General features: G+C 66.4%; 18 protein-coding genes, 2 tRNA genes and 2 pseudogenes. 3 read left to right on the forward strand and 19 right to left on the reverse strand.

What is annotated here, in order from left to right:
• The first annotated feature begins 324 nt into the window (after positions 1-324).
• Entirely contained in the window at positions 325-1,701 is a 1,377-nt protein-coding gene (locus tag ACYJP6_RS08315) for an amino acid permease (RefSeq protein WP_459474587.1), read from the forward strand.
• A gap of 110 nt (positions 1,702-1,811) precedes the next feature.
• Here ACYJP6_RS08315 and ACYJP6_RS08320 read toward each other — a convergent pair whose 3' ends face one another.
• The 10 genes from ACYJP6_RS08320 to rnr all read right to left on the reverse strand — a co-directional run bounded on the left by ACYJP6_RS08320 (position 1,812) and on the right by rnr (position 12,237).
• Entirely contained in the window at positions 1,812-3,293 is a 1,482-nt protein-coding gene (locus ACYJP6_RS08320; RefSeq protein WP_459474589.1) for a glucosyltransferase domain-containing protein, read from the reverse strand.
• Positions 3,294-3,372: 79 nt separating this feature from the next.
• Positions 3,373-4,389 carry a D-alanine--D-alanine ligase gene (locus tag ACYJP6_RS08325; protein WP_459474590.1) on the reverse strand — a complete coding sequence of 339 codons (1,017 nt, stop codon included), beginning with the start codon at positions 4,387-4,389 and terminating at the stop codon, positions 3,373-3,375.
• The gene (gene dnaB / locus ACYJP6_RS08330) at positions 4,389-5,783 is read right to left on the reverse strand and encodes a replicative DNA helicase (RefSeq protein WP_007161142.1); all 1,395 of its coding nucleotides are present in this window, start codon (positions 5,781-5,783) and stop codon (positions 4,389-4,391) included. The genes ACYJP6_RS08325 and dnaB overlap by 1 nt, the downstream gene beginning before the upstream one ends.
• Positions 5,784-5,933: 150 nt before the next feature.
• Positions 5,934-6,380: a 50S ribosomal protein L9 gene (gene rplI, locus ACYJP6_RS08335; protein ID WP_059231672.1), complete on the reverse strand. Its 447-nt coding sequence runs from the start codon at positions 6,378-6,380 to the stop codon at positions 5,934-5,936.
• Between the two features lie 20 nt (positions 6,381-6,400).
• The gene (locus ACYJP6_RS08340) at positions 6,401-7,291 is read right to left on the reverse strand and encodes a hypothetical protein (protein WP_459474592.1); all 891 of its coding nucleotides are present in this window, start codon (positions 7,289-7,291) and stop codon (positions 6,401-6,403) included.
• 35 nt (positions 7,292-7,326) lie between these two features.
• The gene (rpsR, locus tag ACYJP6_RS08345; RefSeq protein WP_059316384.1) at positions 7,327-7,557 is read right to left on the reverse strand and encodes a 30S ribosomal protein S18; all 231 of its coding nucleotides are present in this window, start codon (positions 7,555-7,557) and stop codon (positions 7,327-7,329) included.
• A gap of 26 nt (positions 7,558-7,583) precedes the next feature.
• The gene (gene rpsF, locus ACYJP6_RS08350; RefSeq protein WP_459474593.1) at positions 7,584-7,994 is read right to left on the reverse strand and encodes a 30S ribosomal protein S6; all 411 of its coding nucleotides are present in this window, start codon (positions 7,992-7,994) and stop codon (positions 7,584-7,586) included.
• Positions 7,995-8,176: 182 nt separating this feature from the next.
• Entirely contained in the window at positions 8,177-8,551 is a 375-nt protein-coding gene (locus ACYJP6_RS08355; RefSeq protein WP_459474594.1) for a response regulator, read from the reverse strand.
• A gap of 132 nt (positions 8,552-8,683) precedes the next feature.
• Entirely contained in the window at positions 8,684-9,433 is a 750-nt protein-coding gene (gene rlmB / locus ACYJP6_RS08360; RefSeq protein ID WP_459474595.1) for a 23S rRNA (guanosine(2251)-2'-O)-methyltransferase RlmB, read from the reverse strand.
• A complete protein-coding gene (gene rnr / locus ACYJP6_RS08365; protein WP_459474596.1) occupies positions 9,430-12,237 on the reverse strand; it encodes a ribonuclease R in 2,808 nt (935 codons plus the stop codon). The genes rlmB and rnr overlap by 4 nt, the downstream gene beginning before the upstream one ends.
• Positions 12,238-12,450: 213 nt before the next feature.
• Here rnr and ACYJP6_RS08370 point away from each other — a divergent pair.
• A tRNA-Leu gene (locus tag ACYJP6_RS08370) sits at positions 12,451-12,537 on the forward strand.
• A 112-nt stretch (positions 12,538-12,649) separates the two neighbouring features.
• A tRNA-Leu gene (locus tag ACYJP6_RS08375) sits at positions 12,650-12,736 on the forward strand.
• An 89-nt stretch (positions 12,737-12,825) separates the two neighbouring features.
• Here the strand turns inward: ACYJP6_RS08375 and ACYJP6_RS08380 are convergent.
• The 9 genes and pseudogenes from ACYJP6_RS08380 to miaA form a co-directional block, all read right to left on the reverse strand.
• Positions 12,826-13,341: pseudogene (locus ACYJP6_RS08380) on the reverse strand (methyl-accepting chemotaxis protein); the annotation flags it as partial.
• 342 nt (positions 13,342-13,683) lie between these two features.
• Positions 13,684-14,760, reverse strand: a pseudogene (locus tag ACYJP6_RS08385) (HAMP domain-containing protein); the annotation flags it as partial.
• A gap of 199 nt (positions 14,761-14,959) precedes the next feature.
• Positions 14,960-16,255: an adenylosuccinate synthase gene (locus tag ACYJP6_RS08390; protein WP_459474597.1), complete on the reverse strand. Its 1,296-nt coding sequence runs from the start codon at positions 16,253-16,255 to the stop codon at positions 14,960-14,962.
• Positions 16,256-16,333: 78 nt separating this feature from the next.
• Positions 16,334-17,521, reverse strand: a complete 1,188-nt coding sequence (locus tag ACYJP6_RS08395) for an ATP phosphoribosyltransferase regulatory subunit (protein WP_459474598.1) — start codon at positions 17,519-17,521, stop codon at positions 16,334-16,336.
• Between the two features lie 256 nt (positions 17,522-17,777).
• The gene (hflC, locus tag ACYJP6_RS08400) at positions 17,778-18,647 is read right to left on the reverse strand and encodes a protease modulator HflC (RefSeq protein ID WP_017642910.1); all 870 of its coding nucleotides are present in this window, start codon (positions 18,645-18,647) and stop codon (positions 17,778-17,780) included.
• Entirely contained in the window at positions 18,647-19,834 is a 1,188-nt protein-coding gene (hflK, locus tag ACYJP6_RS08405; RefSeq protein WP_145011931.1) for an FtsH protease activity modulator HflK, read from the reverse strand. Before hflK ends, hflC begins: the two co-directional genes overlap by 1 nt.
• A gap of 98 nt (positions 19,835-19,932) precedes the next feature.
• On the reverse strand, positions 19,933-21,237 hold the full coding sequence (gene hflX / locus ACYJP6_RS08410) for a ribosome rescue GTPase HflX (RefSeq protein ID WP_459474599.1): 1,305 nt from the start codon (positions 21,235-21,237) through the stop codon (positions 19,933-19,935).
• 20 nt (positions 21,238-21,257) lie between these two features.
• Positions 21,258-21,503 (reverse strand): RNA chaperone Hfq, encoded by a 246-nt coding sequence (gene hfq, locus ACYJP6_RS08415; RefSeq protein WP_059231646.1) that lies wholly within the window; start codon positions 21,501-21,503, stop codon positions 21,258-21,260.
• A gap of 87 nt (positions 21,504-21,590) precedes the next feature.
• On the reverse strand, positions 21,591-22,571 hold the full coding sequence (gene miaA / locus ACYJP6_RS08420; RefSeq protein WP_459474600.1) for a tRNA (adenosine(37)-N6)-dimethylallyltransferase MiaA: 981 nt from the start codon (positions 22,569-22,571) through the stop codon (positions 21,591-21,593).
• Positions 22,572-22,613 lie beyond the last annotated feature (42 nt).

Here is a 22,613-nt window from a genome sequence, read left to right on the forward strand (position 1 = left end):
AAAGATACCCAACGGCAATTCCCACCCGCAGCACGCTCTTCCCCCTATCCCTCCGAGAGAGAACCGAGGTGAGAGAAACCCATCGGCAATGCCTTTCAGCCGTAGGGTGGACAACGGCGCAGCCTTGTCCACGCGTAGCCGCTCCTTTCTCCCAAGAGAGGACCGAGGAGAGATACCCAAGGGCAATTCCCTGCCACAACACGCTTTTCCCCCTCTCCCTCAGGGAGAGGGCCGGGGTGAGGGAAGGCCCCCGCAGCGGCCTGACTCGACAGGAGTGCTACCATAACCCCCCGCTCCCTCCCCACCACCGAGACACCCCCGTCCATGTCCCAGCCCCAACCCGCCGCCGGCCAGTTGCAGCGCGGCCTGAAGAATCGTCACATCCAGCTGATCGCCCTCGGCGGGGCCATCGGCACCGGCCTGTTCCTCGGCTCGGCCGGGGTGCTCAAGTCGGCCGGTCCGGCGATGATCCTCGGCTACGCCATCGCCGGCTTCATCGCCTTCCTGATCATGCGCCAGCTCGGCGAGATGATCGTCGAGGAGCCGGTGGCCGGCTCCTTCAGCCACTTCGCCAGTCGCTACTGGGGCCGTTTCCCCGGCTTTCTTTCCGGCTGGAACTACTGGGTGCTTTATGTGCTGGTGGGCATGTCGGAACTCACCGCGGTGGGCAAGTACGTGCAGTACTGGTGGCCCGAGGTGCCGACCTGGGCCAGCGCCCTGGTGTTCTTCGTACTGGTCAACGCCATCAACCTGTTCAACGTGAAGGCCTTCGGCGAGACCGAATTCTGGTTCGCCCTGATCAAGGTGGTGGCCATCCTCGGCATGATGGCCTTCGGCCTCTGGCTGCTGATCAGCGGCGCCGGTGGCCCCGAGGCGTCGGTGAGCAACCTCTGGAGCCATGGTGGCTTCCTGCCCAACGGCTGGAGCGGCCTCTTCGCGGTCCTGGCGATCATCATGTTCTCCTTCGGCGGCCTGGAGCTGGTGGGCATCACCGCCGCCGAAGCGGACCAGCCACGCACCGTCATCCCGAAGGCCATCAACCAGGTGGTCTGGCGCATCCTGATCTTCTACGTCGGCGCCCTGACCATCCTGCTCTCGCTGCACCCCTGGGACGAACTGGTGCGCAGCATCGGCGCCGGCGGTGACGACTACGCCGGCAGCCCCTTCGTGCAGACCTTCGCCCTACTCGGCAGCGACACCGCCGCGCACCTGCTCAATTTCGTGGTCCTGACCGCAGCGCTGTCGGTCTACAACAGCGGTGTCTATTGCACCAGTCGCATGCTCTACGGCATGGCCGAGCAAGGCGACGCCCCGCGCGCCCTGCTGCGTACCAACCGCAGCGGCGTGCCACTGCTGGGCATCGCCGTGTCCTCGGCAGTGACCCTGCTGTGCGTGGTGGTGAACTACCTGCTGCCGCAGAATGCCCTGGAGCTGCTGATGTCGCTGGTGGTGGCTTCGCTGGTGATCGCCTGGGCGCTGATCAGCCTGACCCACCTGAAATTCCGCGCCGCCCAGCGCCAGGCTGGCCGCACCTCGCACTTCCCGGCGTTCTGGTCGCCCTTCGCCAACTGGCTGTGCCTGGCCTTCGTCGGCATGATCCTGGTGCTGATGCTGCGCATCCCCGGCATCGCCGTGTCGGTCTATGCCATCCCGGTGTGGCTGGCCTTCCTGTTCCTCTGCTTCAAGCTGCGCCGGGGCTGATCGAAACTTAGGTTGGGCTGAGACGGCTCCATCGTCGAAGCCCAACGCTGTGAGCTAGACCCTGGCCTTGTTGGGCTTCGCTACGCTCAGCCCAACCTACCCGCCCGCCCCTACTCGAAGGGCACCCACGGCGGCTGCGGCTTCATGATGATGCAGCCGTCCTCGCCCACCGCCCAGATGTCATAGAAGCGATTGTCGACCAGCCGCGTCGCCGCGCCAGGTACCGCCACGCGCTGGGTGCAGCTGTCGCTGTCGGCATCGTCGATCACCCCCAGGTCCTGCAGGCGTTCGGCGATCATGAAGTTGCCCGGCGACAGTCCGAGGATGAAGGGCAAGGCCGGCAATTGCTCGAAGGTCTTCTGCGCCAGCGGCAACCAGGCCACTTCCAGGGGCCCGCCGGTCCAGAGGATGCGCTGGAAAGCGCGCAGCTCCGGGCGACTGCTGAGGTCATGGTGCAGCTCCTGGACGAAACCGCGCTCGAAGGTCTTCTGCGCCGACAGCACCTGGCCATAGGCATAGGCCAGCGACAGCATCCACAGCAGCGGCAGCACCAGCAGCCAGGTCAGGCGCGGCTGCAGTCGCTCCAGCAGGTCGTGGGCCAGCAGCAACGCCAGGCTCAGCACCACCGCCAGGCCCATCAGGGTGCGGGCCTCGAGGATGAAGTCGCTGAACAGCAGGGTAATGCCGGCGACGCAGAAGGCCAGCACCGGCAGGGTCACGCCGTACAGCAGCAGCGGCAATAGCGCCCGCCGGCCATAGGCGCGCGCGTAGCTCAGGGCGCCCAGGCCGTAGCCGAGGGCGGCCAGCCCGCCGAACAGCCACCACAGCCAGAGATTGCCCAGGGTGACCAGCAGGCCGACGCTCTGCGCCACCTCGCCCAGGCGCTGCCAGAGCACGGGCAGCAGGTCGCCCCCCAGGCCGGCATGCCGGGTGGTCGCCACCAGCTGGTAGGCCGTCAGGTAGTAGAGCACGCCGCCCAGCAGCAGCTGCAGGCCCTGGCGCAGGACCAGGCGCAGGGCCTGTGCCGGCGCCTCGCGCCGCTGCACCGCGCGGATCAGCTCCAGGCAGCAGAGCCCGAGGAAGACATTGAGCGCCACCTGGTAGAAGGCGATGGCCGCCGCCAGCAGCAGCGCCGGCACCAGCAGCGCCAAGGCCGTATGACGACTGCGGAAGATCACCGCATAGATCACCGCCACCAGGCTCAGGGCCATGGTCGGGCCATCGTACTGGTAGGTCAGGTTGCCCAGCCAGAACGGCGAGAACCACAGCGGCAGGATCGCCAGGCACTGGGTCGGGCGCGGCGCGCCGAAACAGTGGCGGGCCAGGTCGGTCAGCGCCCAGGCCGCTGCCGCGCAGGCGATCAGCAGTGGCAGGGGAAACAGATTGAGGGTGCTGCCGCTGAAGGTCAGCAGCCGGTAGAAGGCCTCGGTGAGCACCCGCCCCTGCTGGCGCCACTCCGGGCCGTTCTGCAACTGGATGCGCCAGTTGTCATCGACATAGGGGAAGTCGACCAGGATGAAGGGCAGGACGAACAGCAACAACGCGGAGAAGAACAGCGCCCGGGTCTGCACCGGGGTCAGCGTCTGGGGCATGGCGGCGGGTCCGCATCTGGCTTCGGCACGGGACGCAGCCGCCACCGCCCGAAGCGATAGCGGCGTCGGCTGCGGAGGGTCAGGCCTGCAGGGCCAGCCGGCAGATGCATTCGCAGAGCTCGTCGAAGTCGATGCCGACGGCGGCGGCCGATTGCGGCAGCAGGCTGGTGGCGGTCATCCCCGGCAGGGTATTGACCTCCAGGCACCACAGCCGCCCTTCGGCGTCCAGGCGGAAGTCGGCGCGGCTGTAGCCGTCCAGCTTGAGCGCCCGATGCGCGGCCAGGGCCAGGCGGCGCGCTTCCTCGGCGATCTCCGCGGAGACCTCGGCCGGGAATACCTCGACCGCGCCCTGGGGCTGGTACTTGCTGGTGTAGTCGAACACGCCGCTCTGGCCGAGGACGATCTCGCCCACCGCCAGCGGCTGGTCGCCCAGCACGCCCACGGTCAGCTCGCGTCCGGCGACGAAGCGCTCGATCATCACCTCACGGTCATACCGCAACGCCAGCTCGATGGCCGGTTGCAGGTCCTCGGCGCGGCTGACCTTGCTCAGGCCCACGGTGGAGCCCTGCTGGCTAGGCTTGACGATCACTGGGAAGCCCAGGGTCTCGGCCACGGTGGCGGCATCCACCGGCGCCATCAGCCAATCGGCGGTGGGCACCCCGGCGGCGCGGAACAGCCGCTTGCTGAGGTCCTTGTCCATGGCCACGGCGCTGCCCACCCGGCCGCTGCCGGTGTAGTTCAACTCGGCCAGGTCGAGCAGAGTCTGCAGGGTACCGTTCTCGCCGGTCCCCCCGTGCAGGGCGAGGAACAGCAGGTCCTGGTCACCCAAGGCGGCGCGACTGAGCACGGCGCCGGCATCCTGGCCGCGCATCCGCACCAGGGCGGTCCGCTCCGGCGGCTCGAGGCCGACCCGGGCCTCCAGCAGCGCCCGCTCGGCGTCCTCGTCGAGCAGACCCAGGGCGGTGTCCACGGTCACCACCTGGTGCCCGCGCCGGCGCAGGGCCGCCACCACCTGGGCACCGCTGGCGATGGACACATCGCGCTCCTCGCTGGTGCCGCCGAGCAGGACCGCGATCTTCAGCTTGTCCTTGACCATCATTCGTCCTCGAAAACGTAGCTGCCGGGCGCGAGATTCTCGAACCGGGTGTATTTGCCGATGAAGGCCAGCCGCGTGGTGCCGATCGGGCCGTTACGCTGCTTGCCGATGATGATTTCCGCCACGCCCTTGTACTCGGTCTCCGGGTGGTACACCTCGTCCCGGTAGACGAACATGATGACGTCGGCGTCCTGCTCGATGGCGCCCGATTCGCGCAGGTCGGAGTTCACCGGGCGCTTGTTCGGCCGCTGCTCCAGCGAGCGGTTGAGCTGGGAGAGCGCCACCACCGGGCAATTGAATTCCTTGGCCAGGCCCTTGAGCGAGCGGGAGATCTCGGAGATCTCGTTGGTGCGGTTCTCGCCGCTGCTGCCGCCGATCTGCATCAGCTGCAGGTAGTCCACCATGATCAGCGCCAGGTCGCCGTGCTCGCGCACCAGGCGACGGGTGCGGGCACGCATTTCCGAGGGGCTGATGCCGGCGGTATCGTCGATGAACAGCTTGCGGTCGTTGAGCAGGTTGACCGCCGAGGTGAGCCGCGGCCAGTCGTCGTCGTCCAGCTTGCCGGAGCGGACCTTGGTCTGGTCGATGCGGCCGAGGGACGAGAGCATCCGCAGCACGATGGAGTCGGCGGGCATTTCCAGGGAGAACACCAGCACCGCCTTGTCGGTCCGCAGCACCGCGTTCTCCACCAGGTTCATGGCGAAGGTGGTCTTGCCCATGGACGGGCGGCCGGCGACGATGATCAGGTCGGCCGGTTGCAGGCCGCTGGTTTTCTCGTCCAGGTCAGCGAAGCCGGTGGAGACGCCGGTGATGGCGTCGCTGGAGTTGAACAGCGTATCGATGCGGTCGATGGCCTTGGTCAGGATGTCGTTCACCCCGACCGGGCCGCCGGACTTGGGGCGGGCCTCGGCGATCTCGAAGATCTTGCGCTCGGCTTCGTCGAGCAGTTCGTTGGCGCCACGGCCTTCCGGGTTGTAGGCGCTGTCGGCAATGTCGGCGCTGATGCCGATCAACTGGCGCAGGGTGGCCCGCTCGCGCACGATCTGCGCGTAGGCCTTGATGTTGGCGACCGATGGCGTGTTCTTCGCCAGCTCGGCCAGGTAGGCCAGGCCGCCCACCTGGGGCAGTTGGCCTTCGTTGTCCAGCTGCTCGGACAGGGTCACCACGTCGAACGGCTGGTTGCGCTCGGCCAGGCGGGCCACGGCGCGGAAGATGAGGCGGTGATCGTGGCGATAGAAGTCGCCATCGGACACCTGATCGAGCACGCGCTCCCAGGCATTGTTGTCCAGCATCAGACCGCCCAGCACGGCCTGTTCGGCCTCGATGGAGTGCGGCGGCACCTTGAGGGCAGCGGTCTGCAGATCGTACTGCTCGGGCAGGGAAATCTCGTTCATGCGCAGGTCTTGGGCCCCCGTTGCGGGTGGCGAAATGATTTTCGAAAGGGCAGAAAAGACAAAGGGCACGTCACTGCCTTGGCAATGACGTGCCCGATTGTCGGCAGACCGGCGCCGGGGCGCAAGTCCGCCAGTCAGGCGACGGCGCGCTTATTCAGCGACGACGACGACCTTGACGGTGGCTTCGACGTCGGTGTGCAGGTGCACTTCGACATCGTATTCGCCGGTGTTGCGCAGGGCGCCGTTGGGCAGGCGAACTTCGCTCTTGTCCAGCTCGACGCCAGCGGCGCTGACGGCTTCGGCGATGTCGCGGGTGCCGATGGAACCGAACAGCTTGCCTTCGTCGCCGGAGTTGGCGGCGATGGTCACGGTCAGTTCAGCCAGCTTGGCGGCACGGGCGTCGGCCTGGGCCTTCTTCTCGGCAGCCTGCTTCTCGAGCTCGGCGCGACGAGCTTCGAAAGCCTCGACGTTGGCAGCGGTAGCTGCGGTGGCCTTGCCCTGCGGCAGCAGGAAGTTACGGGCGTAGCCGCCCTTGACGTTCACTTTGTCGCCCAGGTTGCCCAGGTTGGCGATCTTTTCCAGCAGGATGACATCCATTGAGTCTTTCCTCTTAACTTTTAACCTTCACCGTCCGCGGGCCCCTGCGGCTCTTGCGCGGACCGCCCACGGAAATCGAACACGCTATCGATCACAGCCAGAATCACCAACAACGGATAGATCAGTTGCCCGAACAGCAGCAGCGTCACGTACAGCCCCACCAGCCAGAAGCCCGCTAGGCGCTTGGCCGCCACCAGCCCATGCAGCAGGGCGATGCCGGCGAACGCCAGCGGCACGCTGCACAGCGGGGTCAGCAGGCCAAGCCCACTGCCCAGGTTCGGCGCCAGCACCAGCAGGGCCAGCAGGCCGAGCGCGATGGCCGGACGTAACCTCAGGGCGCGGAACTCACGCCCGAACCCCTGGGGGTTGTACAGCGCCGCCTGCCAGTAGCGCCCCAACATCAGGCACAACAGGCAGGTGATCTGGAAGAACGCCGCCATCAGGCCGGTCAGCATGGGCAGCAGCAACAACTGCAACTGCGCCTGCTTTTCCGGCGGCAACTGCGCTGCGCTCGGGCCCAGCACCTTGGGCAGCAGCTGGCGGATTTCATCCGCCAGCTGCGCGATACCCTCGGCGTAGACCTGGCCCAGCACCAGCGCGAAGACCAGTCCCAGGGGGACACTGGCCAGCAGCACCCGCGTCCAGGACCGGCTCTGGCGCAATATGGCCGCCAGCAGCGTCGAACCCAGCAACACCAGCAGAATGCTGGCATCGCCCAGATACAGCCAGAACAGCGCCGGCAACAGGGCCCAGACCAGCACCCCGGCCGCCGCGGCAGGTCCCCGGCGCAACAGCACCAGGCTGCCACCGGCAGCGGTCATCCAGTACAGCAGCGGCACGATCGCGCCCAGCACCACCACCAGGGTGGCCTGAGTACGGCCGCGCATGATGAACTCAGCCAGAGGCCGCATGCCGTGTTTATCCGTTATCCGTGCTCAGGCGTCGATTAACGACCGTGGCTGTCGGTGTAGGGCAGCAGGGCCAGGTAACGGGCACGCTTGATGGCGGCGCCCAGCTGACGCTGGTACTTGGCCTTGGTGCCAGTGATACGGCTCGGGACGATCTTGCCGGTTTCGGAGACGTAGGCCTTCAGGGTGTTGAGATCCTTGTAGTCGATCTCTTTCACGCCTTCGGCGGTGAAACGGCAGAACTTACGACGACGGAAGAAACGTGCCATGACAATGATTCCTCGCTAGATCCAGATTACTCGGCGCTGTCGGCGTCGTCGGAGTTGCCATCGGCGGACTCGGACTCGGCGGGACGCTCGCGACGCTCGCGACGCTCGTTGCGGTTTTCTTCGGCCTTGAGCATCTCGGATTGACCGGTGACGGCCTCGTCACGGCGCAGGATCATGTTGCGGATCACGGCGTCGTTGTAGCGGAAGTTGTCTTCCAGCTCGGCCAGGGCCTTGGCGCTGCACTCGATGTTCATGAGTACGTAGTGAGCCTTGTGAACGTTGTCGATGGCGTAAGCCAGCTGACGACGGCCCCAGTCTTCCAGGCGATGGACTTTGCCACCGTCTTCTTCGATAGCCTTGGTGTAGCGCTCGACCATGCCGCCCACCTGTTCGCTCTGGTCCGGATGAACCAGGAACACGACTTCGTAATGACGCATTTAATGCTCCTTACGGGTTGCAGCCTGCCGCGCAGACGCGGTCAGGCAAGGAGTGAATAGTTCGGGTGACTTGCCCGGTGGAGTGCGGACGCACTCCGGGCAAGGGGCGACATTCTAGAGAAGGGCGCCCGGGGGCGCAACCGTGGGCACGACCGGCACGACCGCCGGCCCGCACCGGGTACTCAGCGTCGCACGTCGGCCAGGGCCTGGCGGATCTTGTTCAGGTCGTAGGGCTTGATCAGCACCCCGACCCGCGCCTCCATGCCCGGCTCGGGCTCGAAGGCATAACCCGAGGCGACGACGATGCGCAGCGTCGGATCCATCGCCAGGGCGCGTCGGGTCAATTCGACCCCGGACATGCCGCCGAGGCCGATGTCGGTGAACAGTACATCGTGTTCGCGTTGCGGCAACAACTCGAGGGCAGCCTCCGCCGAGGCGACGGCCGTGACCTGGTGGTCCAGCTCTTCGATGACTTCCGTGGTCAGCATGCGCAAAGTGGCATCGTCTTCGACAAGCAGCACTCGCAAGCCGACCGGCTCTTGGATCTCCTGACTCACGCGGGCATCCTCTCGTTTACCTGCCTCACCCAGGGGTTTCCCAAGGCTAGCCTGGTATTTTGCGCATTGCAGCGCGATTCGTATAGTGCGATACGCACTGCCCAGGCGCCCAGGCGTTTCCTCATGTTCCGATCAGGACGACGAGGCGCGCCGCTGGCGCACGGCTTCGAACAGGCAGACCCCGGTCGCCACCGAGACGTTGAGGCTACTGACACTGCCGGCCATGGGCAGGCGGGCCAGGTGATCGCAATGCTCGCGGGTCAGCCGGCGCATACCCTTACCTTCGGCCCCCATGACCACCACGGTCGGACCACTCATGTCGACGTCGTAAATCTCCTGGGTCGCCTCACCGGCGGTACCCACGATCCACAGGCCGCGCTTCTGCAGCTTTTCCAGGGTGCGCGCCAGGTTGGTGACGGCCACCAGCGGCAACACCTCGGCCGCGCCGCAGGCCACCTTGCGCACCACAGCGGTCAGGGTGGCGGACTTGTCCTTGGGCACGATCACCGCCAAGGCCCCGGCGGCATCGGCGCTGCGCAGGCAGGCGCCAAGGTTGTGCGGATCGGTGACGCCATCCAGCACCAGCAGCAGCGGCGGACCCTCGGCCCGGTCGAGCAGCTCCTCGAGCATGGCCTCGCCCCAGACCTGGCTGGGGCTGACCTGCGCCAGCACTCCCTGGTGCACCCCCTCGGCCAGCTCGTCGAGCTGGGCACGGGGCTTGGTTTCCACCGCCAGGCGCTGGCCGGCGGCCAGCTCCAGCAGGGCCTCGACGCGTGGCTCACGGCGTCCTTCGGCGATCCACAGCTGCTTGACGCGGCGCGGATGGAAGCGCAGCAGCGCTTCCACGGCATGGATACCGTAGACGGTCTCCAACTGGCTCATGCGTCATCCTTGGGGCGCGACTGACCCTTGCGATGAGGCTTCTTCGCCTTGGCCTTGGTTCTGGCCTTGGCGGCGGCCGCGGCCTGCCCCTCGTCCTTGGGCTGGCTCGCCGTCTTCTTCTTGGCAGCGACGGCCTTGGCCTTCTTGACCTTGGCTTCCACCGCCGCCGCGCCTTCGGCCGCGGCACTGGACGCCTTGGACTGACGGGCCGCCGGAGCGGTACGCGCCTTGGCCGTGGCACTGGCCTTGTTCTTGTCGGTCTTGCCCTGGGTGCTGGCCTTGCTCTGAGTACTGGCCTTGCCCTTGCCACTGGACTTACCCTTGGCCGGGGGCTTGCCGCCCTCGACCTTGGCTTCCGCCAGCAACGCCTGCTTCACCGCGCGACTGCGCTTGACGTCGGTGTTGCCCAGCAGCTTGTCGGCCTGTTCCAGCAGTTCCGGCGACACCGAGGTGGCCGGCGCTTCCGGCGTCGGGGCGACGGCCTGATCTTCAGCCGGGGCTTCGCGACGGCGACCGCGATTGTCACGCTTGCGGCGTGGCTCGCGCTCTTCACGCACTCGTGGTGCGCCAGCACTGGCCGGCAGCACGAAATCGATCTTGCGCTCGTCCAGGTCGACGCGCGCCACCACCACCTCGAGGGGATCGCCCAGGCGATAGCTGCGCCCGCTGCGCTCGCCGGAAAGGCGATGATGGACGCTGTCGAAGTGGTAGTAGTCGTCCGGCAGCGCGGTGACGTGCACCAGGCCCTCGACGAAGACCTCGGACAGCTCGACGAACAGGCCGAAGCCGGTCACCGCGGTGATGACGCCCGCATAGGTCTCGCCGACGCGATCCTTCATGAACTCGCACTTGAGCCAATTGGAGACGTCACGGGTGGCTTCGTCGGCGCGGCGCTCGGTCATGGAGCACTGCTCGCCGAGCTGATCCAGACGCAGTTCGTCGTAGGGATAGATCCGCGCCTTGGCCATGCTCGTCGCGCCTGCGCGCTTGACGTGCTTGGTCTCCAGCTTGGAGCGGATCACGCTGCGAATGGCGCGATGGATCAACAGGTCCGGATAACGGCGGATCGGCGAGGTGAAGTGGGTATAGGCCTCGTAGTTGAGACCGAAGTGCCCGTTGTTGTCCGGACTGTAGACCGCCTGGCTCAAGGATCTCAGCATGACGGTCTGGATCAGGCGGAAATCCGGACGCTCGCGGATCTGCTGCAGCAGCGCCTGGTAGTCCGAGGGCACCGGATTGGCCTTGCCCTTGGTCAGCGACAGGCCCATCTCACCGAGGAACTGGCGCAGGTTGGTCTGCTTTTCCAGGGGCGGCGCGTCGTGTACCCGATACAGGGCGGGAATCTTGTGCTTCTCGAGGAACTTGGCGGTGGCCACGTTGGCGCACAGCATGCACTCCTCGATCAGCTTGTGGGCATCGTTGCGCTGGGTCGGGCGGATTTCCGAGATCTTGCGGTCGGCGCCGAAGACGATGCGCGTCTCCTGGGTCTCGAAATCGATGGCACCGCGCACGTGGCGCGCGGCCAGCAGCACCTTGTACAGCCCATAGAGCTGCTCGAGATGCGGCACCACGTCGCCCAGCTGCTTGCGCAACTGCTTGCCTTCGACCGACTTGGGCTGTTCCAGCACCGCGGAGACCTTGTTGTAGGTCAGCCGCGCATGGGAATGGATGACCGCTTCGTAGAACTGGTAGCCGGTCATGCGGCCGGAGGCGGCGATGGTCATCTCGCAGACCATGGCCAGGCGATCGACCTGGGGATTCAGCGAGCAGAGGCCGTTGGACAGGGCCTCCGGCAGCATGGGAATGACCCGCTCGGGGAAATACACCGAGTTGCCGCGCTTCTCCGCCTCGGCGTCCAGCGCCGAGCCGACCTTGACGTAGTGGGAGACGTCGGCGATGGCGACGTAGAGGCGCCAGCCACCGGACTTCTTGGACTCGGCATAGACGGCGTCGTCGAAGTCGCGGGCGTCTTCGCCGTCGATGGTGACGAAGGGCAGCTGGCGCAGGTCGATGCGCTTCTGCTTGTCCTTCTCCTCCACCTCGGGCTTGAGCTTGGCGGCCTCCTTCTCGACGGCCTTGGGCCACTCGTTGGGGATGTCGTAGCTGCGCAGCGCGACTTCGATCTCCATGCCCGGCGCCATGTAGTCGCCGAGGATCTCGATCACCTCGCCCTGGGCCTGGCGGAAGGTGGTGGGCCATTCGTCGATGCGCACCTGCACGAACTGACCATGGGCGGCACCACCGTGCTTGCCCTCGGGCACCAGCACCTGCTGACCGATCTTGGGATTGTCCGGCACCACGTAGGCCAGCCCGCTCTCCTGGAAGAAGCGACCGACCAGGGACTCGTGGGCCCGATTGACCACTTCCACCAGTCCGCCTTCACGGCGACCGCGGCGGTCATGGCCGGCGACCCGCGCCAGGGCGATGTCGCCATCGAACACCAGGCGCATCTGCGCCGGGCTGAGGAAGAGATCGTCGCTGCCGTCGTCGGGGATCAGGAAGCCGAAGCCGTCCCGGTGGCCGGCGATGCGGCCTCGCACCAGGTCCAGCTTGTCGATGGGCGCATAGGCGCCACGACGGGTGTAGATCACCTGACCGTCGCGCTCCATGGCGCGCATGCGGCGTCGCAGGGCTTCGAGCTGGTCTTCGGTGACGAGGCCGAATTCCTCGGCGAGCTGCGGCCGAGTGGCCGGAGCGCCGCGGTCGGCGAGGTGAGCCAGAATGAGTTCGCGACTCGGAATGGGGTTATCGTACTTTTCCGCTTCCCGGGCGGCCTCGGGATCGAGGGATTGCCAATCGGCCATCAGTCTGGGGTTACCTTCTATGTCGATGTACGGTAGGAGATGCCATGAAGCCTATTGAAACGTGAAAACCGCGCAATAGTTAGTCTGGCATGCTCAATAAAAATATTTTTCACAGCAGGGGTTTACAAGCAAACGACCCCTGAGTAAAGTGCCGCCCCACGACGCCGTGAGCAGTTGCGACGTCGGAGCCGATGAGCGATCATCGCATTGAGTGCCCAGGTGGCGGAATTGGTAGACGCACTAGGTTCAGGTCCTAGCGGTGGCAACACCGTGGAAGTTCGAGTCTTCTCCTGGGCACCACTCATTATAGTCGATCGATTTGCAGATCGGTCGACGAAAAGCCGGCGCTAGCCGGTTTTTTAATCCCGAACCCCGCAAGGGCGACGGGAAGCGACCAGAAGTCGCACTGCAGGCCCAGGTGGCGGAATTGGTAGACGCACTAGGTTCAGGTCCTAGCGGTGGCAACACCGTGGAAGTTCGAGTCTTCTCCTGGGCACCAATACCAAGCGGACGATCCCTGATCGGACGTACTGAAAAAACCGGCTTCGGCCGGTTTTTTCTTGCCCGCGAAAAAGCGCAGCCCGCGGGCTACGCCTTGAATTGCCCGAGGCTGCCACGCAGCTGCGCGGCCAGCTCCGCCAGGGTACGCCCGCCGCGCGCGGTGGCCGCCATCGACTCGGCCGCCTTCAGGGCTTCGCCATGGATCACCTCGACGCGCAGGCGCACGGCCGCGGCGCCCTCGGCCTGGCGACGAGCCGCCTGGGCCGCGGTGCTCATGCTGGCGTGCACCTGATCCACCGCGAGGTGGACGTCCTGCTGGATCCGATTGCTGTCGCGCAGGACGGCCAGCCCGCTGCTCGCCTGCTGGCGCGCCTCGCCGATGGCCGCCACCGCTTCGCGGGCGCCCTCCTGCAATCCCGCGATATGGGTGCGGATGCTGCCGGTGGATTCCTGGGTCTTGCTGGCGAGGGCACGTACCTCGTCGGCGACCACCGCGAAACCGCGGCCACTCTCGCCGGCACGGGCGGCCTCGATGGCGGCATTGAGCGCCAGCAGGTTGGTCTGCTCGGCGATCCCCCGGATCACGTCCAGCACCACCTCGATCTGCTCGCTCTGGGCCGCCAGCCGCTCGATCACCTGGGCGCCGGACTCGACCTGGGTCACCAGGCCTTCGATGCCCTGGGCCACCTGGCTGGCGATCCGGGCGTTGCTCTGGGTGGAGCTGCGAATGGCTTCCACCTGCTGCAAGGCGCCCTGCATGGCGGCGCTTTCACCCTCGGCTTCCGCGGCGATACCGGACAGGGCCTCCAGGCTACGGGCCACCTCTTCGCGCTGCCGCTGCGCCGCGGCCTCGGCGGTGGCACTGCTGCCAGCCAGGCCACGGATCTCCTCGCCGGTGCGCGCGGCGACGCCATGGGCCTCGCTCACCAAGGGCTGCAACTTGGCGATGAAACGGTCGACCGCCCCGCCCAGCGCCTGGATCTCGTCGCCCTGCCCCAACTGCAGCCGCCGGGTGAGGTCCCCCTCCCCCGCCGCCAGGTCGTCCAGCGCCCGCTGCAGCAGGCCGATCCGACGCAGCACGCGCCGCCCCAGCACCAGGGCCACCGCCAGCACCATCAGCACCCCGACCAGGATCAGCCCTAGGGCGATCTGCCAACGCAGCGCCCCGGCCAGGGCGGCGACCGTATCGCTGGCGTTGCGACTCATCGCCAGGGCCGTCTGGCGGGTCCCTTCCAGACGCGCCGACAGGGTCGCCGCACTGCCCTTTGCCGCTGCCGCCACACTGCTGGACACCAGGCCACCGGCATCCTCGATGAGGGTCTTGAAGCTCTGATCCAGGGCGACGCCGGCGCGGTCGATGGACTGGGTGGAGAAGCCCACCACCACCTTGCCGATCTCCACCCCATTGGGATTGATGGAGGCGTCCACCCGATAGACCGAGGGATCACGGGTCGCCGCCTCCAGCACCTTGGCCAGGGCACCCTCGCCCTGCCCAGCGGCGAGCAAGCGGGAAACCCGCTCGTCCTGGCGATTGAGGTAGCGTGTCAGGTTCTGCCCCTGGGCATCCTGGAAGACCACGAAGAGCACGTCGGGATTGCTCTGCGCCCGACGCGCCAGGTCGGACAGCGCCGGGACGTCGGCATCCCACATCGCCTTGGGCGCGACGCCCGCCAGCAATTCGGCGAGGTTCCGGGCATTGCTCTTCAACGTAGCGGTCAGGGTCTCGCCCACCTGCTGCCGCTCCCGGGTGAGGCGCTGCGACAGGCCCTCGGCGAGGCGCGTGCGGGTCTGACCCGCCAGCTCGGCCAGGCTGCCATCCACCTCGCCACCGGCCTGCCGCAGGGTATCGGCCAGCCGCTCGGACTCGCCCGACAGCCGCTCGGCCAGCCCCGACTGCAGACCCTTTACCGCATCCTGGGTGAGCCACACCGCCAGGGCGACCTGGAGGACCACCGCGAGCACCAGACTGACGAACACCGGCAGCAACAGGCGACTGCGCAGCAAGGACAAGAGAAACGACATGGGGGTCTCCAACGGCAAGGGACAGTGACAGGCTGTCGGCCGACCTGCGAAGAGCTGGAGCCACAACCTTGAATAGTCATAGCAATATGCTGGCCATTCCGGACCAGCGGTTGCCCTGGATCAACCAGCGTCGCTCCCACCCCAGAATGCGAAAAGCCCCGCGGGGCGGGGCTTTTCAGGCTGCATCCTTTTGGCGCACTCAGGCGAAGGGATGGCGCAGCACGATGGTTTCCTTGCGATCCGGACCGGTCGAGACGATGTCGATCGGCGCCTCGACCAGCTCGGCGATGCGGCGGATGTAGGCCTGGGCATTGGCTGGCAGCGCCTCTAGGCTCTGGGCGCCGACGGTGGACTCGCTCCAGCCCGGCATGTCCTCGTAGACCGGCTGCAGACCGGTGTAGCTGTCGGCGTCGGTGGGCGCCTCGGTCAGCAGGTTGCCGGCGGCGTCCTTGTAGCCGGTGCAGATGCGCACGGTTTCCAGGCCATCGAGCACGTCCAGCTTGGTCAGGCACAGACCGGAGATGCTGTTGATCTCGATGGAACGCCGCAGGATGACGGCGTCGAACCAGCCGCAACGGCGCGGACGACCGGTGACGGAACCGAACTCGTGCCCCTGCTTGGCCAGGTAGGCACCGGTCTCGTCGAACAGCTCGGTCGGGAAGGGACCGGAGCCGACACGGGTGGTGTAGGCCTTGGTGATGCCCAGGATGTAGTCCAGGTACAGCGGACCCACGCCGGAACCGGTCGCCACGCCACCGGCGGTGGTGTTGGAGCTGGTGACGAAGGGATAGGTGCCGTGGTCGATGTCCAGCAGGGTGCCCTGGGCGCCTTCGAACATCAGGTTCTCGCCGGCCTTGCGCAGCTCGTGCAGGCGACTGACCACGTCCATGACCAGCGGCTGCATGACCTTGGCGTGCTCCATGGCCTCGTCGTAGGTCTTCTGGAAGTCCACCGGCGGTTCGTTGAAATAGTTCTGCAGGACGAAGTTGTGGTAGTCCAGCACTTCCTTGAGCTTGGCGGCGAAGCGCTCGGGGTGGAACAGGTCGCCGACCCGCAGACCGCGACGGGCGATCTTGTCTTCGTAGGCCGGGCCGATGCCGCGGCCGGTGGTGCCGATTTTGGCTTCACCGCGGGCCTTCTCGCGGGCCTGGTCCAGGGCCACGTGGTAGGGCAGGATCAGCGAGCAGGCGGAGCTGATACGCAGCCGCTCGCGCACCGGCACGCCGCGGGCTTCCAGCTCGCCGACTTCCTTGAACAGGGCTTCCGGCGACAGCACCACGCCATTGCCGATCAGGCACTGGGTGTCGGCGCGCAGGATGCCCGAGGGAATCAGCCGCAGGATGGTCTTCTGACCATCGATGACCAGCGTATGGCCGGCGTTGTGGCCGCCCTGATAACGCACCACGGCAGCGGCCTGGTCGGTCAGCAGGTCCACGATCTTGCCCTTGCCCTCATCACCCCACTGGGTGCCCAGGACGACGACGTTCTTACCCATAACCTTATCCCCTGTCAGGAAGATTTCTGTCGGCCAGGCCGACGATGCTCACGTTCACCCGGATGCCAGATCCGGTGTTTAGGAATTCAAGGGCACTACCGCCCAGACGCCCTGCCGCTCAACCAGCTGCCGATCGCAGCCGGCGGTGCGCAGCTGACCTTCGTCGTCGTGGCGGGTGGCCTGGACCACCCGCTCGCCGGCGGCGCGCAACTCGCGCACGGCCTGCCAGAGCGCCGGGGCATGGCCTGCCGGTGCCCAGATGCCGCGACGCGGCTCGTCCAGCACGGCGGTGCCCAGCTCGACGAGGGTCTTGAGGTCGGTGGAAAAGCCGGTAGCCGGCCGCGAACGACCGAAGTCGGCACCGATGTTGTCGTAGCGCCCGCCTTGGGCGATGGACTCCCCGGTACCGGGTACGAAGGCGGCGAAGACCACCCCGGTGTGATAGTGGTAACCGCGCAGCTCACCCAGATCGAAATACAACGGCACGCCCGGGAAGCGACCCGCCAACGACTCGGCCAGGGCCTCCAGCTCGTCCAGCGCCTGGGTCACCGTCGCCGGGGCACCCGCCAGGCGCTGCCGGGCCTGGCCCAGCACCGAGGCATCGCCACTCAGCTCGACCAGGGCGCGCAACCAGCCACGTTCCGCGGCGGGCAGGGCGGCGGTCAGCTCGGCGACCTCGTCGACCGCCTTGCGCTGCAGGGCGTCGAACAGCTGCTGCTCGCTGGCCCCCGAGACGCCGGCGACCTGGCACAGCCCGCGATAGATGCCGACGTGGCCGAGATCCATGTGCACATCGGCCACCTGGGCCTGCTCGAGCACGTCGAGCATCAGGCTGATGACTTCCAGATCCCCTTCGCTGCCGGGGACACCATAGAGCTCGGCGCCGACCTGGATCGGACTGCGCGAGGTGGACAGCGCCCGTGGCCGGGTATGCAGCACGCTGCCGGCGTAGCACAGCCGGCTCGGGCCGTTCTGCTTGAGGCTATGGGCCTCCATGCGGGCCACCTGGGGCGTGATGTCGGAACGAAAGCCCATGAGGCGGCCGGAATTGGGATCGGTCACCTTGAAGGTGCGCAGCTCCAGTTCCTTGGCCGCGCCGGTGAGCAGCGATTCCAGGAATTCCAGGTGCGGGGTGATGACGAACTCGTAGCCCCAGCAGTGGAACAGCTCCAGCACCCGACGCCGGGCGGCCTCGATGCGCGCCGCGTCGGGCGGCAGGATTTCCTCGATACCGTCAGGCAGCAGCCAGCGGTCTACCGTAGCCATTAGGCCTCTTCTCCATGTCATGGATCGGCACGCGGCTGCCAAGGTCGATGCAGCGAACTCCCGGGGAAGTCCTGCTGCCGAAACGAGCCGCTCTGCCGTGGATTGCTACCCGGATCAGCCAGGGCGTTGCCCTTCCACGGGTTTCGTACGGACGCAAAAAAGCCGGGGATGGCCCCGGCTGATTCATGATAACACGAAAAAATCGGCGATCGGGGATGAACGACGAGTGAAGCCTAGCTGCCGTTCATCCCGCCCCTCACTGCCCCGGACTCTGGAAATACTTGAAGAAATCGCTCTTCGGATCCAGCACCAGGACGTCGCTCTTGCTGGAGAAGCTGGAGCGATAGGCCTGCAGGCTGCGATAGAAGGAGAAGAACGACGGATTCTTCGAGTAGGCCTGGGAATACACCTGGGCCGCCTGGGCGTCGCCTTCACCACGGGCCTGTTCGGCCTGGCGATAGGCTTCGGCCAGCAGCACGCGGCGCTGACGATCGGCATCGGCACGGATGCCTTCGGCCAGCTCGCGACCCTTGGCACGATGCTCGCGGGCTTCCCGCTCACGCTCGGTGCTCATCCGCTCGTAGACACTGCGGCTGACTTCCTTGGGCAGGTCGATGGCCTTGACGCGCACGTCCAGCACCTCGATACCCAACTCCTGGTTGGCCATCTTGTTCAGCGCGGCGGTCAGCGAGCCGACCATGGCGTCACGCTCGCCGGACACCACCTCGTGCAGGGTGCGACGACCGAACTGGTCGCGCAGACCCGCTTCCAGACGGCGCAGCAGGCGCTCGTCAGCGATCTGCTTGAGACCCGAGGTCGCGGTGTAGTAGCGATCGGCGTTGAAGATGCGCCACTTGGCGTAGGCATCCACCATCACCGCTTTCTTTTCCAGCGTCAGGAAGCGCTGCGTCGGGGTATCCAGGGTCTGCAGGCGGGCATCGAACTTGCGCACCCGGTTGACGTAGGGAATCTTGAAGTGCAGGCCGGGCTCCAGATTGGGCTCGACCACGCGACCGAAGCGCAGCATCACCGCGCGCTCGGTTTCCTTCACCACGAACAGACTGCTCCAGGCAGCGAGGCCCAGGACGACCACGACGATCAGCGCGGCCAGCGATTTATTGCTCATCAGCGGCTCTCCCTCGTACGCGCTTCGGTGGACTGCGGCAGATTGCGAATGACCGAAGCGGCCGTGTCGCTCGACGCCGCGGGGGCAGCGCCACTGCTGATCGCCGAGGTCGGTGCCGGGGCACGGTTCTGCATCAGCTTGTCGAGCGGCAGATAGAGCAGGTTCTGGCCGGCCTGGGTGGTGACCATGACCTTGCTCGACTGGCCAAGCACTTCCTGCATCGTCTCGATGTACAGACGCTCGCGGGTCAGCTGCGGATTGACCGCGTACTGGACCGCCAGCTGGCTGAAGCGCGACGCATCACCCTGGGCACGAGCGACGACTTCATCGCGGTAGCCGTTGGCTTCCTCGATGATGCGCTGGGCCGCACCGCGGGCCTCGGGAATCACCCCGTTGGCATAGGCCTCGGCCTGGTTCTTCTCGCGCTGCTCGTCTTCACGGGCGCGGATGACGTCGTCGAAGGCTTCCTGGACCTCGCGCGGCGCCGAGGCGCTCTGGATGTTCACCTGGGTCACGGTGATGCCGGTGCCGTAGGTGTCGAGGAAGCGCTGCAGGCGCTCGCGGACGCTGGTGGCGACCTGCTCGCGGCCGTCGGTCAGCAGCTGGTCCATGGTCGAGGAGCCGGCCACGTGACGTAGGGCGCTGTCGGTCGCCTGCTGCAGGCTGACCTCCGGCTGGTCCACGTTGAGGACGAAGTCCTTGAGGTTGGTGATGCGGTACTGGACGGTCAGCGGCACCTCGACGATGTTCTCGTCCTGGGTCAGCATGGCGCCCTGCTTGCTGTAGGCCCGCTCACGGGTGACGTTTTCCTGGTACTTGGTCTCGAAGGGCGGGAAGTAGATGTTCAGGCCGGGCCCTACCGTCTCATGGTATTTGCCCAGGCGCAGCACCACGGCCTGCTCCTGCTCGTCCACCACGTAGACGGCGTTGTACAGCCACAGCGCGCCGACCAGCAGCACGCCGAGCAGCAGCAGACCCTTGCCACCCCCCGAGCCGAGACTGTCGCCGCCGCTGCCGCCGGACCGCTTCTTGCCACCTACCAGGCGGTTGATGCGGTCCTGAAACTTACGCAAGGCTTCGTCGAGATCCGGCGGCCCCTTGCGTCCACCATTGCCGCCGCCGTTGTTGTTGCGGCCGCCCCAGGGGTCTTGATTGTTCGAGTTGCCACCGGGCTCGTTCCAAGCCATAGCGCTCTCCCTACTGATAACGCGAAAACGCGCCGAAATGGCGCGTCGACCAATGCTACCGGATGGTCCCTGCCCGGACAAAAGCGCCGAGCAGGGGTTTATTGCAAAACATGTTGCTGGATAAAGACTTCCGGCTTTTCACCGGCCCGGCTGAGCAGTCGATTGAGTTCGGCGCGGGGTACTCGTACAGACAACAGGATATTGCCTTCGTCATCGTGATCGTCCTGCTGCACCACGCCCAGCTCGAACAGCTGGGCGCGCAGCCGGGCGTGGCGCTGGGGCAGGCGCAGCACCCCGACGAAGAGGTCTTCGCCGAGCAGCTCCGCCACCGCCTGGCCGATCAGGTCGAGCCCCTTGCCGTCCCGGGCCGAGACCCAGACCCGGATCGGGCGGCCGGTCTCGTCGTCGCGCTGGATGTGGGGCTCGACGCCCTCGAGCAGGTCGATCTTGTTGTAGATCTCCAGCATCGGCAGCTCATCGGCGCCGATCTCGTGCAGCACCGCCTCGACCTGCTCGATCTGCAGCTGCCGATCCTCTTCGTGGGCATCGATCACGTGCAGCAGCAGGTCGGAGTTGCTGGATTCCTCCAGGGTCGCGCGAAAGGCCTCGACCAGCTTGTGCGGCAGGTGGCGGATGAAGCCCACGGTATCGGCCAGCACGATCGGCCCCAGGTCCGGCAGCTGCAAACGGCGCAAGGTAGGATCGAGGGTCGCGAACAGCTGATCCGCCGCATAGACGCCGGATGCGGTGAGGCTGTTGAACAGGGTGGACTTGCCGGCGTTGGTATAGCCAACCAGGGAAACCGCGGGGATCTCGGCGCGACGGCGGCCGCGGCGTGCCTGTTCGCGCTGGCTCAGCACCTTGTCCAGGCGCTGGCGGATCTGGCGGATGCGAATCCGCAGCAGGCGGCGGTCGGTTTCCAGCTGGGTTTCACCCGGGCCACGCAGGCCGATACCGCCCTTCTGGCGCTCGAGGTGAGTCCAACCGCGTACCAGCCGGGTGCTCATGTGCTCGAGCTGGGCGAGCTCCACCTGCAGCTTGCCCTCGTGGGTACGGGCGCGCTGGGCGAAGATGTCGAGAATGAGGCCGGTACGGTCCAGGACGCGGCACTCGAAGGCTTTTTCGAGGTTACGTTCCTGGCTGGGCGTGAGGTCATGGTTGAAGATGACCAGGTCGGCGCCCTTGGCGTGCACCTGATCGTGCAGCTCTTCGACCTTGCCGGTACCGATGAGAAAACGCGCGGTCGGCTGGCTGCGATTCACCGTGATAAAGGCCACGGTCTCCGCACCCGCCGACCGCGCGAGTTCGAGAAACTCCTGAGGATCTTCACGCGCCTCCGGATGCAGGCCTTCCAGATGGACCAGAATGGCCCGCTCACCACCTTCGTGACGCTCGAAGAACAACAGGGCGCTCCTCTCGTTATTTATTCGCTATCCGACTCACCGGTCTCGGAGCTGGGCAGGCGAACCGGGCGGCTGGGCACCACGGTGGAGATCGCATGCTTGTAGACCATCTGGCTGACGGTGTTCTTGAGCAGGATCACGAACTGGTCGAAGGACTCGATCTGACCCTGCAGCTTGATGCCGTTGACGAGGTAAATGGAAACCGGAACGCGCTCTTTACGCAGGGTGTTCAGGTAAGGGTCTTGTAGCGAGTGCCCTTTTGACATCGTGTCGCTCTCCTAAAGAAATGAAAATACCGGTCTGGCGACATGCCAGCTTCCGCTGCCCACCATGGACACGCGGACAAAAACGATTCAGCTGCGGGGCGATATGGAGTCGCCGGCGAGGCATTTCAAGATCCGCGGCAGATTGTCACAAGCCAGGCTGTCGAACGTCTGCGCGGCGGGCCAGCCACGCAACCAGGTCAACTGCCGCTTCGCCAACTGCCGCGTGGCTGCCACGCCACGCGCCACCATCTCTTCCCGCGTGCATTCCCCTTCCAGGAATTCCCAGACCTGACGATAGCCTACGGATCGCATGGACGGCAGGCCAGGATGCAGATCGGGACGCTCCCGCAAGGCTGAGACTTCGTCGATGAGACCCTGTTCCAGCATGAGCTCGAAGCGCTCGGCGATCCGCGCATGGAGCACCTCACGCCGGCCGGGTGCCAGGATCAATTGGGCGACAGTATAGGGCAATTGTGTCTGGGGCGCCCCGTTCGAATCGGCAGTGGCACGCATTTGCAGCGCGCGGTGCTCGGTCATCGAGCGACCGCTGACGCGAAACACCTCGAGGGCCCGCAACAGCCGCTGGGGATCGTTGGGGTGGATGCGCGCCGCGGACACCGGATCGACCTCGGCCAATTGCCGATGGATCTCGCCCCAGCCGGCGGCCGCCGCCAGGGCCTCGATCTCGGCCCGTACCGCCGGATCGGCGCTGGGCATGTCGGCCAGGCCGTCGAGCAGGGCCTTGAAGTAGAGCATGGTGCCGCCGACCAGCAGGGGGATGCGCCCGGCGGCGGTGATCTCGGCCATGGCCGCCAGGGCATCGGTACGGAAGTCGGCCGCGGAATAGCTTTCGGCCGGATCGCGGATGTCCACCAGCCGGTGCGGATAGGCCGCCAGCAGCTCGGCGCTGGGCTTGGCGGTGCCGATGTCCATGCCGCGATAGACCAGCGCCGAATCCACGCTGATCAGCTCGATGGGCAGTAGCCGGGCCAGCTCGATGGCGAGATCGGTCTTGCCGGAGGCGGTCGGCCCCATGAGGAAGATGGCGGGCGGCAGGGGGGCGGTCATGCGGGATTCTCGAAGGGCGCCGCGCGGGACGCGGCGGGGCGG

Source organism: Pseudomonas sp. No.117, assembly GCF_054558395.1.

Excerpts from the sequence above, each read along its gene's own strand:
- ACYJP6_RS08315 (WP_459474587.1), top strand. The coding sequence starts at position 325 with ATGTCCCAGCCCCAACCCGCCGCCGGCCAGTTGCAGCGCGGCCTGAAG.
- ACYJP6_RS08320 (WP_459474589.1), bottom strand. The coding sequence starts at position 3,293 with ATGCCCCAGACGCTGACCCCGGTGCAGACCCGGGCGCTGTTCTTCTCC.
- ACYJP6_RS08325 (WP_459474590.1), bottom strand. The coding sequence starts at position 4,389 with ATGGTCAAGGACAAGCTGAAGATCGCGGTCCTGCTCGGCGGCACCAGC.
- dnaB (WP_007161142.1), bottom strand. The coding sequence starts at position 5,783 with ATGAACGAGATTTCCCTGCCCGAGCAGTACGATCTGCAGACCGCTGCC.
- rplI (WP_059231672.1), bottom strand. The coding sequence starts at position 6,380 with ATGGATGTCATCCTGCTGGAAAAGATCGCCAACCTGGGCAACCTGGGC.
- ACYJP6_RS08340 (WP_459474592.1), bottom strand. The coding sequence starts at position 7,291 with ATGCGGCCTCTGGCTGAGTTCATCATGCGCGGCCGTACTCAGGCCACC.
- rpsR (WP_059316384.1), bottom strand. The coding sequence starts at position 7,557 with ATGGCACGTTTCTTCCGTCGTCGTAAGTTCTGCCGTTTCACCGCCGAA.
- rpsF (WP_459474593.1), bottom strand. The coding sequence starts at position 7,994 with ATGCGTCATTACGAAGTCGTGTTCCTGGTTCATCCGGACCAGAGCGAA.
- rlmB (WP_459474595.1), bottom strand. The coding sequence starts at position 9,433 with ATGAGCCAGTTGGAGACCGTCTACGGTATCCATGCCGTGGAAGCGCTG.
- rnr (WP_459474596.1), bottom strand. The coding sequence starts at position 12,237 with ATGGCCGATTGGCAATCCCTCGATCCCGAGGCCGCCCGGGAAGCGGAA.
- ACYJP6_RS08390 (WP_459474597.1), bottom strand. The coding sequence starts at position 16,255 with ATGGGTAAGAACGTCGTCGTCCTGGGCACCCAGTGGGGTGATGAGGGC.
- ACYJP6_RS08395 (WP_459474598.1), bottom strand. The coding sequence starts at position 17,521 with ATGGCTACGGTAGACCGCTGGCTGCTGCCTGACGGTATCGAGGAAATC.
- hflC (WP_017642910.1), bottom strand. The coding sequence starts at position 18,647 with ATGAGCAATAAATCGCTGGCCGCGCTGATCGTCGTGGTCGTCCTGGGC.
- hflK (WP_145011931.1), bottom strand. The coding sequence starts at position 19,834 with ATGGCTTGGAACGAGCCCGGTGGCAACTCGAACAATCAAGACCCCTGG.
- hfq (WP_059231646.1), bottom strand. The coding sequence starts at position 21,503 with ATGTCAAAAGGGCACTCGCTACAAGACCCTTACCTGAACACCCTGCGT.
- miaA (WP_459474600.1), bottom strand. The coding sequence starts at position 22,571 with ATGACCGCCCCCCTGCCGCCCGCCATCTTCCTCATGGGGCCGACCGCC.